The organism is Spirillospora sp. NPDC047279, from assembly GCF_040643285.1.
GTDB lineage: Bacteria > Actinomycetota > Actinomycetes > Streptosporangiales > Streptosporangiaceae > Spirillospora.
The window spans coordinates 549,337-564,097 of sequence record NZ_JBEYUA010000005.1 but is presented as its reverse complement, the minus strand read 5'-3'; the positions used below and the strand labels follow the sequence as shown (position 1 = coordinate 564,097).

The following is a 14,761-nucleotide window of genomic DNA, read 5'->3' as shown; positions in this document are numbered from 1 at the left end:
GCTCAGGCGTTCTCCGGCGGCCGTGTACGCAGGTAGACCGCGAGCACGACCAGACCGACGACCCACCCCAGCGCGGCACCGGAGACGTACGACGTGGACGCCCCGAGGCCGGCGCCCGCGTCACCCGACAGCGGGGCGTAGGCGAACCAGCCGCGGTCGCCGCCGAAGAGCGTCTCGCGCAGCAGCGCCTCGCCCGCCGTGAGCCCCAGCGCCGTCGCACCCCAGCCCAGCACGAACATCGAGAGACCGCCGCCGCGAGCGCGCAACCCGCCGCAGCCGAGGTAGACCGCCGCCCCGGCCACGACCGCCACGACCGCGATCACGAGCAGGGACTCGCCCCAGTAGGGCCCACCGGTGCTGTAGTCGGCCCAGCGCCGGGATCCGGTGCCGAGGCTCCCGTCCGAGGGGGCGCGCAGGAATCCCGTGAACCGGCGATCCCCGCCGCCGACGTCGAGCCGGCCGAACAGGCGGGCCACGACCAGGAGCAGGACCGGCACCAGCGCGGCGCCGGTGAGGACGAACCGACGTTTCCGGGGCATGGCCGACGAGCCTAGATCCTTCGTCGCCCCCGGATCTGGGGATCGGCGCAGGGGACCGCCACCGGTCAAGCCGCTCGACTCCACGGGCCGGCCGCCGGACCTCTGCCACGAGGCCGCCACCGCGCACGACGCGCCCGGCGACTGGTTCAACGGCACCAGCCTCCAAGCCGGGACGTCAGAGGCGCGGGCCGGGTGCGCACCGCTTCATTCGGGGCGGCAGAGGAGCTGGCCGGATCCTGAGGCGAGGAGGCGGCGGTCTTCCGTCCAGACGCGGGAGCGGAAGCCGATGAGGCCGTCCTCGGCCACGTCGGCGTGGGCCTCGGCGTAGAGCCATCCGCCGGCGGGCGCCGCGCGGTGGAACTGGACGGCCAGGTCGAGGTTGGGGGTCAAGAAGCCGTTGCCGGGGCCGTGCGCGTTCCACGCGGCCGAGGACGGCAGGACGTCGAGGAGGACGAGTTCACGGGCGGTCTCGTCGGCGGGAGCGCGGAACCGGTACCAGCCGCTCGCGTACGCGTGGCCCGGCGTCTCCTCGATCACCGGTCTCGCCTCGATGTTGTGCCAGATCGGCGCGATCTCCTCCCCGTCGCCCCAGACCTCCGAGAGCGGGAGAAGGCCGGAGCGCGCGGGCATGCGGGCGAGCCGGGCGGTGTCGTGGGCGAGGCCGGGCAGGTCGCCGTCCGCCAGCCAGCAGAGGGCCTCGGCGATCGTCCGGCCGTCCTGGGTCATCGTGACGCGGATCGACTCGGCGCGCCTGGTGCGGCGGAGCGTCACGACGTCGAGGTCGACCGGAGCGAAGGCGGCCACGGCGAGGAAATGGCAGGTCACCGAAGCGACGCGGGAGAACGTGCCGTGCGCGAGCGCGGCACGGCACAGGACCGCGGCGACGTAGCCGCCCACGGGACCCCAGGCGGACCAGTCGGAGGACAACTTCGCCGTGTAGTGGCCGTTGTCGCCGGAGACGGCGGTGTCGCTCGCGAGATCTCCCACCCGACGAAAGATAGGCCCCCGGCACGCCGAGGGCGAACGGTTTTCGTTCCACGTGGCAGGGTGGGAGGCCGAGGAGAGGAGAACGATGGTCGGCAAGCTGGAATGGGTCCCGGCGGAGCAGGGGCGCGAGCTGCTCGCGGCGCCGGTGGCGGCGGCCGTGACGGACGGGGTGCGGGTCGCCGCGATCGATCCGGAGCTGGCCGACACGGCCGCGTTCTGCGAACGGTACGAGGTGCCGCTGGAGATCAGCGCCAACTGCGTCGTGGTGGCGGCCAAGCGGGGCGGGGAGGTCACCTACGCGGCGTGCATGGTGCTGGCGACGGACCGCGCCGACGTCAACGGCGTGGTGCGCAAGCACCTGGGGGCGCGCAAGGTGTCGTTCGCGCCGATGGACGAGGCGACGTCCCTGACCGGCATGGAGTACGGCGGCATCACGCCGGTCGGGCTGCCCGCCGGCTGGCCCGTCCTGGTGGACGAGGCCGTCGCGGCGGCGGGCGACGTGGTGATCGGCAGCGGGCTGCGGCGGTCGAAGCTGCTCGTGCCGGGCAAGAGCCTCGCGGCCCTGCCGGGGGCCGAGGTCATCGCGCTGACGCGGTGACGGCCCTGGCGCGGTTCGCCCGGACGCATGCGGCGTGGGACGAGCACGACGGGCTCGACGATCTGCTGGTGACGCTGGCCGACAAGGTGTGGAAGGGCAGGCGCGTCGAGGCCCTGGAGCGGAAGGTGGTCGACCGGCTCGCGGCCGTGGCCGCGGAGCCGGTCTGGGAGACGTTCATGAAGGCGGACGATCTGCTGGAACGGATCGCGGCGGGCGAGTGGCGCTGGTGGCGCTGGTGGCGCTGGTGGCGCTGCCGCCGGACGACCGGCCCTGGTTCACGCGGGCGAGCGAACCCGGCTCACTGGCCTTCGGTGTAGAGCATGCCCTCCGGCATGCCCTCGATGGAGATCTCGACCCAGATCGGCCGCCAGTCCTTCAGCTCGTGGAACCGGCGCAGCTCCGCGAACCCCGACATCCAGCCCAGCCACGACCCGTAGTCGGGGTCGCCGAAGCCGCTCTGCACGAACGTCAGGCGCGTCCCGCCGTCGGAGTCCTCCAGCTCCCAGGCGGCGACCGTGCCGTCCGGCCACTTCAGGCTGGCCTTGCGGTCGGGCTCCAGCTCCAGGAAACGGGCGGGGTCGAGGTCCTCCTCGAAGCCGCCCATGGCGAAGCGGCCGCCGACGTGCCGCTCGATCTCGACGTTCGCCCCGAACCAGCGCCGGAACCTGGTCGAGTCGACGAGCGACTCGAACACCTCGTGCCGCGAGGCGTCGATGATGAGCTCCTCGCGCAGGTCGGGCGAGGTGAAGTCGACCCGGGTGGTGATCTCGCGGCCCTCGAGGTGGTCGACGAGGTTGGCGAGGGAGAGCGACCAGAAGGTGTTCATGAGATGCCGGCTGCCGGTGCCCGTGATCGACTCCATCACGTTCGGCAGGTTGGTCTGTGTCAGCGACACCAGCGACGTCCCGTCGCCCTGGTCGTGGACGCCGAACTCGACCGTGGTGTCCTCGCCGTCCAGCGTCCAGACGAAGCCGAGCGAGGTGTCGTCCACGTGGGTCAGCCGCTGCCGCGGCCGGTCGCCCTCGGGCACGTAGCGGCCCCAGAACTCGTAGCGCTCGGGCAGGTCGACCGCCGCCCGTTCGGCCAGCCATACCTCCAGCGGGCCGCGCTCGGTGAGCGCGCCGCGCACGTCCTTGCCGGGCGCCGCGACACGGGCGCGCAGCGTCATCGGTGCGGTCATCGTCGTTCTCCCTCGGAATGATTCGGGTAGCAGGCCACGGCGAGCTTGAAGGCGTCGCCCTCGGCCCCGCCGTATCGGCTGAAGAGGTCCTGCAGCGTGGTGCGCAGGTCGTCCAGGAACTCCTGGCGGCGCTCGGCCGGCACGCGGATCTCGCCGGACACCCCGATCGACGGCAGCTCCGGCGCGGCCCGGTCGAGCCGGGCGACGTCGGACTGCACCTCCTCCATGAGGTCGAGCAGGTGGCCGAGGCTCATCTCGTCCCGCTTCCGGCGCAGGCCGCCGTCGAGGCGGCCGACGAGCCGCGGGGACAGCCAGTACGAGCGGGCGCTCGCCTGGTAGACGCCCTCGTGCACGCCGCGCACCTTACGTTCGGAGACCTGGCCGACCAGGCCCGCCTCCAGCAGCCGCTGGACGTGGTAGTAGACCCGCTGCTGCGTCTGCCCGAGCCGCTGTGCGACCTCCTTGCACGAACGCGGCTCGGCGAGCTGCTTCAGGACCTCGATGCGCTGCGGTTTGAGCAGGGTCTCGGCCTGCTCGATCCGCTCCAGGTACAGGACGTCTCTCATCGCACAAATCAGTTTTTATGTAAAAACAGATTTTGTCAATGGTTCCCGCCGTCGCGCCGATGCATTCGATTACCTGATTTCAGATCAGACACTTCAAAAACAAGAAGTCAATGCCTAAGATCCCGGTAGTCGTTGTACTCGTTCCCCTGGAGGCGACATGACGGGACCGCGGATCGGCTACCTGCTGCCGACGAGAGATCTGGCCGTGATCGGAGACCACGAGGTGGTGCCGCTGATCCGGCTGGCGCGGCGTGCCGAGGAGCTCGGCCTCGACTCGGTCTGGGCGGGCGACAGCCCGGTGGCCCGGCAGCGCGTGGACCCGCTCACGCTCCTCAGCGCGGTCGCGGCGGTGACCGAACGGGTGACGCTGGGCACCGCCGTGCTGCTCCCGGCGCTGCGCCACCCGATCCCGCTCGCACAGCAACTGGCCACGCTCGACCGCATCTGCGAAGGACGGCTGGTCGCGGGCATGGGCGGCGGCTTCCCCATCCCGGCCACCGAGGCGATGTTCACGGCGCTGGGCGTCGGCTTCACGACCCGGATCAGCCGCCTGGAGGAGTCGATCGCCGCGATGCGGCTGCTGTGGAGCGGCGAGCGGGTCTCGCACGCGGGCCGGCACTTCGCGTTCGACGGCGTGTCGCTGGCGCCGACCCCTGCGCGGCCCGGCGGGCCGCCGATCTGGCTGGCCGGGTCGGGTGAGGCCGCCCTGCGCCGGGTCGGCCGGATCGCCGACGGCTGGCTGCCCTACCCGCCCGAACCCGGGATGTACGCGCGCGAGCGGTCGCTGATCCCCGAGCCCGCGCGGGTGACCGGCGGCCTGTACGCGACGTTGTGCCTGGACGACGATCCGGAACGGGCCCGGCGGCGGCTGCGGGAGAGCCTCGAGCGCTACTACGGCGCGCCGCTGGAGTTCATCGAGTCGATCCAGGCCGTGTTCGCCGGGACCCCGGCCGGCGCCGCCGAATGGCTCGGCCGCTACGTCGAGGCCGGCGCCGGCCACATCGTCGTCCGGCTCGCCGTCGACGACCACGCCGCCGCCCTCGAAGAACTGGCCGGACGGGTGCTGCCCCTGATGCGCGAAGGGGCGCTCGCATGACCACCTTCGTTCTCGTGCCCGGAGCCTGGCACGGCGCCTGGGCCTGGGACCTGGTCGTGCCGCTGCTCGGCGGCGCGACGGTCGTCGTGCCCGACCAGGCCGGTCCGGATCTGCGGTCGCACGTCGAGGAGGTCGTCGGCGTGCTCGACGCGGCCGGCGGCCCGGCCGGGTCACCAGGCGGCGACGACCCGGCCCGCGACGTGGTGCTGGTCGGGCACAGCTACGCGGGCCTGGTCGTCCGGGAGGCCGCGGACCGGCGTCCCGAACGGGTCCGCCACATCGTGCTCGTCGACGGCTGGGCCGGGCCGGACGGGGCGAACCTCTTCGACCTCGCGCCGGACGTCTTCGAGACGGTGATCCGCTCGATGGCGGGGCCCGATGGCCGGATCGCGCCACCGGCGCCGGACCTGTTCGGGATCGAGGACGAGGTGACCGCCCGGTGGCTCGGGACCCGGCTCCGATCGCACCCGCTGGCCTCGTTCACCGAGCGCACGCGCCTCACCGGGGCGGTGGACACGATCCCCGGGACGGGCGTCTTCCTCCGGCCGCAGACGTTCCCGTTCGAGCGGATCGCGGCGTCGGTGGGTTATCGTCCGATCGGCCTGGACGGCCCGCACGACGTGATGCTCACCGATCCGCACGCGCTCGCCGCCCTGCTCCTGACCTTCAGGAACGAGAAGCCCGAAGAATAGAATGAAGAAGTGGAACAGCGGACCTACAACCAGTACTGCGCCACCGCGCGCACGCTCGACATCGTCGGCGAGCGCTGGACGCTGCTGCTGATCCGCGAGCTGATGACCGGGCCGAAGCGGTTCGGCGACCTCCAGGCCAGCCTCCGGGGGCTGGGCACCGGCCTGCTGTCGGCCCGGCTCAAACACCTCGAACGGGAGGGGCTCGCGGAGAAGATCACCCTGCCGCCGCCCGCCCGCACCCCCGCGTACGCCCTCACCGGCGCGGGCGCGGAGCTGGGCCCGGCCGTCCTCGCGCTGGCGACGTGGGGCATGAAGTGGGCGATGGGCGAACGGCGCGACGGCGAGGCCTTCCACCCGGGCTGGGCGGTGCTCGGCCTGAAGACCTGCTTCAACCCGGAGGCCGCCGCCGGCGTGCGGGCGGTGTACGAGTTCCGGGTCGGCGAGGAGATCTTCCACGCCGAGATCGACGACGGCGCGCTGGAGACCGCCCACGGTCCGTCCCACCGGCCGGACGTCGTCATCGAGACCGACGACGCGACCTTCCTCGAGGTCTTCACCGGCGACCGCGCGCTCGCCGACGCGGTCGAGGCCGGTGACATGGCCGTCTCCGGCGACGGCGGGCGGCTCCGGCGGCTGGGGGCCTTCTTCACCTGGCCGGAGCGCGGTGAGCGCACCGCCGCCGAACGCGCCCGCCGGCGCGCCCCCGACCACGGCAGCCCTGGCTACAACGGGCCGTAGCATGGCGGCCCGGTCAGCACGGGCCGGATCGGCACGGGCCGGATCGGCACGGGCCGGATCGGCACGGGCCGGATCGGCGCGGGCCGGGTCAGTGCGGGCCGGAGTATGGCGGGCCGGGTCAGCGCGGGGGATAGGGCGCGCCGCCGAGGGCGGCGACGCGTTCGTGCAGCACCTGGTTGGCGGCGGACATCTCCCCGGCCGGGCGGCACCCGGGGGAGGCCGTGCGCAGCAGGCCGAACAGCACCGTGTCCGACGGGGCGCGGAGCATCGGCACCCAGCCGGGGGAGAACCGCTTCACGATGACGACGCCGCTGGTGCCCAGGTCGGCGGGCGTGATCGCGTCCAGGGTCGTCTCGATGAACGGGGCGGCGCGGGCCGCGGGCAGCAGCAGCGTCGCCCACGGGTGCGGGCGCTCCCACTCGCCGAGGGCGCGCAGCTCGGCGACGTCGGGACGCATCCGGTCGGCGAAGTCGAGGTAGGGGATCTCCTCGACCTCGTCCGGGCGCATGCCCGCGGGCGGGGACGTCCCCTCGTACAGCACCGCCCTGATCTCGTAGCCGCCGGCCTTGAACTGGCCGGCGACGTGGTCGGCGCGCAGGTCGTACTGGGCCTGGATCAGCTCGGCCGCCGTCGCGAGGCGGGCCCGGTAGGACAGCACGTACTCGGGCGCGCGGACCAGCGGCAACGTGACGCGCGTGATGACGCCGTGCCGGCCCATCCCGCCGCGCACGGCGTCGAAGAGCGCGGCGCGTTCGGACGCCGAGCAGGTGACGATCTCACCGGCCGGGGTGACCACCTCCAGCGCGCGGACGTTCGCCGCCTGCGTGCCGTGGACGTGCGAGGCGCCCCCGATGCCGCCCGCCGAGAGCGTGCCGCCGACCGTCAGGTCGAGGTGGTCGGTGAGCACCGGCGGGGTCAGGCGGTGCGGCAGCGTGGCGTCCAGCAGCTCGCGCCAGGTGATCCCGGCGCCGGCGGTCACGGTGCCGTCCCGTACCTCGTGCACGGACGCCAGGCCGCGCATGTCGATGACGCCGGCGTCGGCGAGCGACTGCCCCGCGGACGAGTGGCCGAGGCCGCGCGCCACGATGCCGGGGACGTCACGGACGGCCGCCGCGACGTCGCGCGCGGACGAGGGGCGCACGACGGCCGCGGGCGTGCGCTCGATCATGCCCCCGAAGTCGCGCACGGCCTACCGGCCGTCCCGCTGTTCGAGGAGGTGGTCGGCGATCCGGTTGACGAGATCGCCGAACTGCTGGAGCTCCTCGTCGGTGAACCGGCCGAGGAGGTTGCCGCGGACGACCCGCCGGTGCCCGGGACGGACCGCGGCGAGCGCCTCGGCGCCCTTGGCGGTCAGCTCGGCCCAGACGGCGCGGCGGTCGGAGGGGCAGTCGGAGCGCGAGACGAGCCCCTGACGTTCGAGCTGGGTCACCTGGTAGGTGAGCCTGCTCTTGGAGATCATTACCTGCCGGGCCAGGTCGGACATGCGCAGCCGGTGGCCGTCGGCGAGGTCCAGCTTGACGAGGATCTCGAACTCGCCGTGGGACATGCCGCCGTCGGTCTTGAGCTGCCGCTCGACCTCCTGCTCCATGAGGTGGGACGCCACGACGAACCCGAGCCAGGCCCGGAGTTCGGTGGGGTGGAGGGCGTCGTTGTTCACGAGTCCGATTCTAACGCGTGGTTCGAATTTGAACTAACGCCTGCTACGTTGATGTTCAGTTTTGAACAATCAACGGATTCCAGGAGGAAGAGCATGCTCCCAGCTCGCCGCTTTCCCGTGCTGCCCGACGTCGGCCTGCTGATCGGGCGGCTCGCGCTCGGCGCCGTCTTCATCGCGCACGGCTGGCAGAAGCTCACCGAGACCGGCCATGCCGGCGTCACGAGGATGTTCGACGCCGTCGGGGTGCCGATGCCCTCGGTGTCCGCCACGTTCGCGACCTGGCTGGAGCTGCTCGGCGGCATCGCGCTCGTGCTGGGCGTGCTCGTCCCCCTCGCGGGCCTGCTGCTCGCGGTCAACATGGCCGGCGCCTTCTGGTTCGTGCACATGGACAAGGGCTTCTTCGTCGACAAGGGCGGCTACGAGTTCGTGATGATCCTCGGCGCGACCGCGCTGCTGCTGGCGTTCACCGGCGCCGGCCGGTTCAGCGTCGATCACGTCCTCTTCGGAGGCCGTGGCGCGCGGGAGCGTGAGACCGTTCCCGCCTGATCCAGGATGATCTTCTCCGGACGGCGTCGCCGGCCGGACAACGATCGCTGTCGGCCCGCATCCGCATGACAAGATGTTCCTGTTGACCGTTTCTGGGCATGTGATCACCAGGTTTACTCGGAAAGAGGTCGTGGGTGTCGGGCGGTAGTGAATTCGTGGTCGTGGCCAACCGGTTGCCCGTGGACCGGGGTGAGAACGGCTGGCGGCGCAGCCCCGGCGGGCTGGTCAGCGCCATCGCGCCGGTGATGCGGAGCCGCAAGGGCACCTGGATCGGCTGGTCCGGCTCGGCCGACGAGGAGCTGGACCCGTTCGAGACCGACGGGATGCACCTGTTCCCCGTGCGCCAGTCGGCCGAGGACGTCGAGCTCTACTACGAGGGCTTCTCCAACGCCACCCTGTGGCCGCTCTACCACGACGTGGTGGCGCCGCCCGTCTACGACCGCGCGATGTGGGACGCCTACGTGCGCGTCAACCAGCGCTTCGCCGACGCCGCCGCCGAGGTGGCCGCCGAGGACGCCATCGTCTGGGTGCAGGACTACCAGCTCCAGCTCGTCCCGGCGATGTTGCGCAAGCTGCGGCCCGACGTGCGGATCGGCTTCTTCCTGCACATCCCGTTCCCGCCGCTCGAGCTGTTCTGGCAGCTGCCGTGGCGGCGCCAGATCCTGGAGGGCCTGCTCGGCGCCGACCTGGTCGGCTTCCAGCTGCCGGGCGCCGCCGCCAACTTCGTGCGGCTGTGCCGCCGCCTGGTCGACGCCCGCAACCTCAAGCAGGACGTCTTCTGGGAGGACCGGCTGGTCCGCGCCCGCGCGTTCCCCATCTCCGTCGACGTCGGCGAGCTCCAGGACCTCATCGGCCGGCCGTCCGTGCGCGAACGGGCCGACGAGCTCCGCACCGACCTCGACGACGCCACCATCCTCCTCGGCGTCGACCGCCTCGACTACACCAAGGGCATCTCCGAGCGCCTCCAGGCGTTCGGCGAGCTCTTCGAGGACGGCCACCTCAAGCCGGGGCAGGCCGTCTTCGTCCAGATCGCGACGCCGAGCCGCGAGCGCGTCGAGCAGTACCAGCTGCTCCGCGAGCAGATCGAGCAGCAGGTCGGCCGGATCAACGGCCAGTACGGCGAGATCGGCTACCCGGTCGTCCACTACCTGCACACGTCCTACGACCGCGCCGAGCTGGCCGCGCTCTACCTGGCCGCCGACGTCATGGTCGTCACCCCGCTGCGGGACGGCATGAACCTCGTCGCCAAGGAGTACGTGGCCTGCCGCAGCGACATGCGCGGCGCCCTGGTCCTCAGCGAGTTCGCCGGGGCCGCCGCCGAGCTCAAGCGCGCCTTCCAGGTCAACCCGTACGACATCGACGGGCTCAAGAGCACCATGCTGGCGGCGCTCAACGCCGACCCGGTCGACCAGAGCCGCCGGATGCGCTCCATGCGCAAGCGGGTCATCGACCACGACGTCGACCGCTGGGCGCAGGACTTCCTGAGCGCCCTGGAGCAGCCGCACCAGCTCCCTTAGCCCCGCCCGGTCGTATCAGGCCGCCCGGCCGTATTCAGCGCGCCCGGCCGCCTCCCCTGGCCCGCCCGGCCGTGCCACGCTGATCGGGTGAGCACGCGTGGATGGCCGGACTCCGGTTCCCGCCCCTGGCCCGAGATCGCGTCGTCGTTCCAGGAGCTGGCCGACGCCGACCCGGCGTTCGGCCCGCTCGCCGCGATCGCGGAGAGCGTCATCACCTGCCGTGCCGACGAGCACCTGGCCGCCACCACGTCGATGCACGACCTCGTGGTGACCGCCGCGCCCGTGCCCGCCGAGACCCCGGTCGACGTGGTGATCGTGCGTTCCCCGTCGTCCGGCCTCGCGAACCCGGGCTGGGTCCTGATCGAGCACTGTTCGACCACCGGGCACGACGCCCGCATCGCCCGGCCCGCCGGCGCCGCCGTGCCGCTCTTCTGGCGCTTCATGCTCGAGAAGTTCGGCATCGGCCCCGCCCGCGCCTGACCCGCGGGATCACTCCCGCCCGGGGTGATCCGCACGATCAGGCCGGGCGCGGTCGATCCGCGGGATCGGCGGCACCCGCGGGTGGAGCGCGTGTTCGGGTCCGCCCGCGGGTGACAGGGGCGTGCGTGGTCGGCTCGGCACCGCGCGCGGGGCGGGTGCCGGGTCGCGGCTCCGGTCAGGCGGCGGACCGGAGGTCGAACGCCGCCCAGACCGCCTTGCCGCCGGTCGTGAGCGGGGCCCAGCCCCAGGCGCCGCTGATCGTGCCGACGACCAGCAGGCCGCGACCGCCCTCACCGAAGCGCTCCGGGGACTGCTCGACGGGCTCGGGCGTCCCGGGGCCCGGGTCGGTCACCGCGACGACGAGCCGCCGGGGGTGGCCGAGCAGGACCAGCTGGATCGGGTGGGCGGGCGCTGGCTGAGGCAGGTCACGCAGTCCGTGGCGCAACGCGTTTGTCACCAGTTCGGACACCGCGATGACGATGTCGTCGGCGGCGTGGGAGAGCTCCCACTGCGCGAGGGTCGCGAGCGTGAAGTCGCGGGCGGATTTGGGCGAGGTGGCGTCGGCGCGGAGGACGCGGCGCGCGGTACGGGGGTCACCGGACGGCGGGGTCGGCCAGCGGCCGGCGAGGCCGGGTACGACGGCCACGGTCACCGCAGGTCCGCCGCCGTGTTGCTGGTCGGCGGCCGGATGGGCGTCGGGCCACAGCCCGTGGTCGAGCGCCGGTGGTCTCCAAGGGCGCCGCCCACCGTCGGCGGGGAAGGTTTCGACGTCTGCCTGGTCAACGATCATTGTCAAACCCCAGGGGCGTGCGGGTCGGTCGGTGGCGGGCGTTCGCTATCTTGCTCCCCACAACGTGCAGATGCAAGACCGTCTGCATGAACGGATGCAAGAACGAATGCACGTGCATCTCGTACCATGGCTAGGGGTGGGGCGAGATCGCGGCCTCCCGGCAGGGAGGTGCAGACGCCTTCAAAGGGGGCAAACAGATGGACGACGGGCTGTCGGACTTCTTTGCTTGGGAACTCGTCTGGCAGAAGAGTCGACGCAGCAATCCGAGTGGCAACTGCGTCGAGATGGCGGAACTCCCCTCCGGGGAGATCGCGGTGCGCAACTCCCGCTACCCGGACGGTCCTGTCCTCGTCTACACCCGAGAGGAGGTCGAGGCCTTCGTGGGAGGAGCCAAGGACGGCGACTTCGATCACATGCTCGTCTGAGGGGCGAGTAAACCGAATGACGTTCCATTCAGTGCTCTGGCCAGGTAGCGTGCGGTCTCATGCACCTGGGGCAGATCGCTGAGCAGACGCCCGACAAGCCCGCCGTCATCATGGCGGGCTCCGGCCGGGTCATCACGTACCGGGAACTGAACGAGGAGTCCAACCGGCTGGCGCAGCTGCTCTACGCGGAAGGCCTGCGCCCCGGCGACCACATCGCGTTCATGCTCGAGAACCATCCCCTCTTCCTGGCCATAGCCTGGGCCGCCCAGCGGTCCGGGCTTTATTACACGGCCATCAGCTCGCGCCTGCAGCCCGACGAACTCGCCTACATCGTCGACAACTGCGAGGCCAAGGCGTTCATCAGCAGCAAGGCGCTGGAGGTCACCGCCACCGCCGTCGCGCAGAAGACGCCGAACGTGCGGCTCCGCCTGATGCTGGACGGCACCGCCGAGGGCTTCCAGCCGTACGAGGAGCAGGTCGCCGCGCACCCCGCGACGCCGATCGCGGACGAGCGCGAGGGCTCCGACATGCTCTACTCGTCCGGCACGACGGGACGGCCCAAGGGCGTCAAACCGCCGCTGTCGCTGGCGGAGATGGGCGCGCCGAACATCCTCTACCAGCTCATCTCGCTGCTGTTCCAGCCGACCGGCGACTCGGTCTACCTGTCGCCCGCGCCGCTGTACCACGCGGCGCCGCTGCGCTACTGCCTCACCTACCACCGCTTCGGCGCGACCGTCGTGGTGATGGAGAAGTACGACCCCGAGGAGGCGCTCGCGGCGATCGAGCGCCACCGCGTGACGCACAGCCAGTGGGTGCCGACGATGTTCATCCGCATGCTGAAGCTGCCCGCCGAGGTGCGCGGCCGGTACGACCTGTCGAGCCTCCAGAGCGCCGTCCACGCGGCCGCCCCCTGCCCGGTGCCCGTCAAGGAGCAGATGATCGAGTGGTGGGGGCCGGTGCTGCACGAGTACTACGCCGGCACCGAGGGCAACTGCTTCGTCTACACCAACGCGGCCGACTGGCTCGAGCACAAGGGCACCGTCGGCAAGCCGCTGCTGGGCCAGGTCCACGTGTGCGACGAGGAGGGCGCCGAGCTCCCCGCGGGCACGCCGGGCACCCTCTACTTCGCCGAGGGGCCCACGTTCGAGTACCACGGCGACAAGGCCAAGACCGAGTCGTCCCGCGACCCCTGGGGCCACGGCTGGACCACCCTGGGAGACGTGGGCTACGTCGACGAGGACGGCTTCATCTACCTCACCGACCGCCGTTCGTACATGATCATCAGTGGCGGGGTGAACATCTACCCGCAGGAGGCCGAGAACGTCCTGGCCGTCCATCCCAAGGTCGCCGACGTCGCGGTCTTCGGCGTCCCCGACGCCGAGATGGGCGAGTCGGTCAAGGCGGTCGTCCAGCCGCTGTCGATGGACGACGCCGGGCCCGAGCTCGAGGCGGAGCTGATCGCGTACTGCCGGGACGACCTGGCACACTACAAGTGCCCCCGATCGGTCGACTTCCGCGCCGAGCTGCCCCGCCACCCGACGGGCAAGCTCTACAAGCGGCTCCTCAAGGACGAGTACTGGAAAGACCACCGCGCCGCCCCCGCCTGACACTCCGGCGGCGCCACGACCCCCTGAGCGGCCCGCTGAGCGGCTCCCACGGCCACCCGGGCGGTTCAGGCGGCCCGGGCGGTTCGGGCGGCTCGGGCGGTTCGGGCGGCCCGGGCGGTTCGGGCGGCCCGGGCGGTTCGGGCGGCCCGGGCGGTTCGGGCGGCCCGGGCGGTTCGGGCGGCCCGGGCGACCGGCGGGTCGTCACCGTGGTCGTGGCCGTCCAGCTCGCCGCCGGGCTCGGCTTCTACGCGGTCATGGCCCACGTCGTCGCGCACCTGCGCGACGACGTGGGCATGCTCGCCGGGACGATCGCGCTGGTGCTGGGGGCGCGCCTGGCCGCCCAGTACGCGCTGTACCTGCCCCTCGGCCCGGTCACCGACCGGCTCGGAGCGGCCCGGTCCGGCGTGCTGGCCTGCCTGCTGCGCGCGGCCGGCTTCGCCCTGCTGGGCCTGGTCGACGGCGCGGCCGGGCTGGCGTTCGCCGCGTTCCTGCTGGGCGTGGGCGGCGCGCTGTTCCACCCGTCCACCCGCTCGCTGCTGGCGGCGATCCGGCCGGGACGGCGGGCGCGCGGCTTCGGGATCAACGTGATCGCCGGTCAGGCGGCCGCCGTCGCGGGCCCGCCCGCCGGGCTGCTGCTGCTGACCTCCGACGGCGGCTTCGCCCTGCTGTCCGGCGTCGCGGCGGCCGCGTGGCTGGTGGCGGCGGGCCTGTTCGCCCTGCTGCCCGGCGCGTTCGCCCGTCCCGCGCCGCGACCCGGCGGCCCTCCGCGCGCCGCCGCCAGGCCGGTGGCCGCGGTTCGCGCGGTGCTCCGCGACCGGCCCTACCTCCGCTTCACCCTGCTGGCCGCCCCGACGACGCTGCTGCCCACCCAGACCATGACCGTCGTCCCGCTCAAGGGCTTCGACGCCGACGTCAGGACGCTCTACTTCTGCGTGCTGGCGGCGGTGGCGGCCGCGATCCAGCCCTGGTGCGCGGCGGGCGGGCGCGCCGAACGCGCCTGGGTGCTGCGCGCCGCCCTCGCGGTCTCGGGGCTCGGCTACCTGCTGCTCATCCCGCTGAACGAGCACGACGCCGCCGGCCTGATGGTGGTGGCGGTCCTGCACGGGCTGTCGTTCGGGATGATCGAACCGGCCTGCTTCCAGAACGTCGCCAGGTATGCGCCGCCCGCCCAGGTCGGGGCCTACTACGGGGTGATGGCGTTCGTCTCGGGCATGATCGCGTTCTTCGGCGGGCTGGTCGTGGGCCGGCTCTTCGACGCCGGCCCGGCGGGCGTCACCGCGGCCCTGGCGGGCCTGGGGATCCTGGCGCTCGCCACCGCCGCGGCCGCCGCCCTCGCCCGCAAC

The 14,761-nt window shown here is 72.5% G+C and carries 17 protein-coding genes and 1 pseudogene; 11 read left to right on the top strand and 7 right to left on the bottom strand.

Features of this window, described 5'->3' with window-relative positions:
• Positions 1 to 2 precede the first annotated feature (2 nt).
• On the bottom strand, positions 3 to 539 hold the full coding sequence (locus tag ABZ810_RS16105) for a hypothetical protein (RefSeq protein WP_358403590.1): 537 nt from the start codon (positions 537 to 539) through the stop codon (positions 3 to 5).
• A gap of 204 nt (positions 540 to 743) precedes the next feature.
• Positions 744 to 1,526, bottom strand: coding sequence for a thioesterase family protein (locus ABZ810_RS16100; protein ID WP_358403588.1), 783 nt, complete (start codon positions 1,524 to 1,526; stop codon positions 744 to 746).
• 85 nt (positions 1,527 to 1,611) lie between these two features.
• On the opposite strand from ABZ810_RS16100, the gene ABZ810_RS16095 reads away from it, so the two are divergent.
• Together ABZ810_RS16095 and ABZ810_RS16090 are read left to right on the top strand one after the other, a co-directional pair.
• Positions 1,612 to 2,124, top strand: a complete 513-nt coding sequence (locus tag ABZ810_RS16095; protein WP_358403587.1) for a YbaK/EbsC family protein — start codon at positions 1,612 to 1,614, stop codon at positions 2,122 to 2,124.
• A complete protein-coding gene (locus ABZ810_RS16090) occupies positions 2,121 to 2,441 on the top strand; it encodes a hypothetical protein (RefSeq protein ID WP_358403585.1) in 321 nt (106 codons plus the stop codon). The genes ABZ810_RS16095 and ABZ810_RS16090 overlap by 4 nt, the downstream gene beginning before the upstream one ends.
• Here the strand turns inward: ABZ810_RS16090 and ABZ810_RS16085 are convergent.
• Positions 2,423 to 3,304 carry an SRPBCC family protein gene (locus ABZ810_RS16085; RefSeq protein ID WP_358403584.1) on the bottom strand — a complete coding sequence of 294 codons (882 nt, stop codon included), beginning with the start codon at positions 3,302 to 3,304 and terminating at the stop codon, positions 2,423 to 2,425. The two genes, ABZ810_RS16090 and ABZ810_RS16085, sit on opposite strands and share 19 nt — an antisense overlap.
• On the bottom strand, positions 3,301 to 3,870 hold the full coding sequence (locus ABZ810_RS16080; RefSeq protein ID WP_358403583.1) for a helix-turn-helix domain-containing protein: 570 nt from the start codon (positions 3,868 to 3,870) through the stop codon (positions 3,301 to 3,303). Before ABZ810_RS16080 ends, ABZ810_RS16085 begins: the two co-directional genes overlap by 4 nt.
• 157 nt (positions 3,871 to 4,027) lie before the next feature.
• On the opposite strand from ABZ810_RS16080, the gene ABZ810_RS16075 reads away from it, so the two are divergent.
• Genes ABZ810_RS16075 through ABZ810_RS16065 form a run of 3 tightly spaced genes read left to right on the top strand, consistent with a single transcriptional unit; the run spans position 4,028 to position 6,396 of the window.
• Entirely contained in the window at positions 4,028 to 4,966 is a 939-nt protein-coding gene (locus ABZ810_RS16075) for an LLM class flavin-dependent oxidoreductase (RefSeq protein WP_358403582.1), read from the top strand.
• Positions 4,963 to 5,658: an alpha/beta fold hydrolase gene (locus tag ABZ810_RS16070; protein ID WP_358403580.1), complete on the top strand. Its 696-nt coding sequence runs from the start codon at positions 4,963 to 4,965 to the stop codon at positions 5,656 to 5,658. The genes ABZ810_RS16075 and ABZ810_RS16070 overlap by 4 nt, the downstream gene beginning before the upstream one ends.
• Positions 5,659 to 5,667: 9 nt before the next feature.
• Positions 5,668 to 6,396, top strand: coding sequence for a winged helix-turn-helix transcriptional regulator (locus ABZ810_RS16065; protein ID WP_358403579.1), 729 nt, complete (start codon positions 5,668 to 5,670; stop codon positions 6,394 to 6,396).
• Between the two features lie 118 nt (positions 6,397 to 6,514).
• Here ABZ810_RS16065 and ABZ810_RS16060 read toward each other — a convergent pair whose 3' ends face one another.
• Positions 6,515 to 7,582, bottom strand: coding sequence for an FAD-binding protein (locus ABZ810_RS16060; protein WP_358403578.1), 1,068 nt, complete (start codon positions 7,580 to 7,582; stop codon positions 6,515 to 6,517).
• A 3-nt stretch (positions 7,583 to 7,585) separates the two neighbouring features.
• Entirely contained in the window at positions 7,586 to 8,053 is a 468-nt protein-coding gene (locus ABZ810_RS16055) for a MarR family transcriptional regulator (protein WP_358403576.1), read from the bottom strand.
• Between the two features lie 93 nt (positions 8,054 to 8,146).
• Between ABZ810_RS16055 and ABZ810_RS16050 the strand changes: the two genes are divergently transcribed.
• The 3 genes from ABZ810_RS16050 to ABZ810_RS16040 all read left to right on the top strand — a co-directional run bounded on the left by ABZ810_RS16050 (position 8,147) and on the right by ABZ810_RS16040 (position 10,596).
• Positions 8,147 to 8,599: a DoxX family protein gene (locus ABZ810_RS16050; protein WP_358403574.1), complete on the top strand. Its 453-nt coding sequence runs from the start codon at positions 8,147 to 8,149 to the stop codon at positions 8,597 to 8,599.
• A gap of 134 nt (positions 8,600 to 8,733) precedes the next feature.
• Entirely contained in the window at positions 8,734 to 10,116 is a 1,383-nt protein-coding gene (locus tag ABZ810_RS16045; RefSeq protein WP_358403573.1) for a trehalose-6-phosphate synthase, read from the top strand.
• 87 nt (positions 10,117 to 10,203) lie between these two features.
• Complete coding sequence (locus ABZ810_RS16040; protein ID WP_358403572.1) at positions 10,204 to 10,596, top strand: hypothetical protein; 393 nt, start codon at positions 10,204 to 10,206, stop codon at positions 10,594 to 10,596.
• A gap of 175 nt (positions 10,597 to 10,771) precedes the next feature.
• Here ABZ810_RS16040 and ABZ810_RS16035 read toward each other — a convergent pair whose 3' ends face one another.
• A complete protein-coding gene (locus ABZ810_RS16035) occupies positions 10,772 to 11,386 on the bottom strand; it encodes an ATP-binding protein (protein WP_358403570.1) in 615 nt (204 codons plus the stop codon).
• Between the two features lie 197 nt (positions 11,387 to 11,583).
• Here ABZ810_RS16035 and ABZ810_RS16030 point away from each other — a divergent pair, with 197 nt between their 5' ends.
• The 3 genes and pseudogenes from ABZ810_RS16030 to ABZ810_RS16020 form a co-directional block, all read left to right on the top strand.
• Positions 11,584 to 11,811, top strand: coding sequence for a DUF397 domain-containing protein (locus ABZ810_RS16030; RefSeq protein WP_358403568.1), 228 nt, complete (start codon positions 11,584 to 11,586; stop codon positions 11,809 to 11,811).
• A gap of 59 nt (positions 11,812 to 11,870) precedes the next feature.
• Complete coding sequence (locus tag ABZ810_RS16025) at positions 11,871 to 13,418, top strand: acyl-CoA synthetase (protein WP_358403566.1); 1,548 nt, start codon at positions 11,871 to 11,873, stop codon at positions 13,416 to 13,418.
• Positions 13,304 to 14,740, top strand: a pseudogene (locus ABZ810_RS16020) (MFS transporter); the annotation flags it as partial. The gene ABZ810_RS16025 and the pseudogene ABZ810_RS16020, both read left to right, overlap by 115 nt.
• Positions 14,741 to 14,761 lie beyond the last annotated feature (21 nt).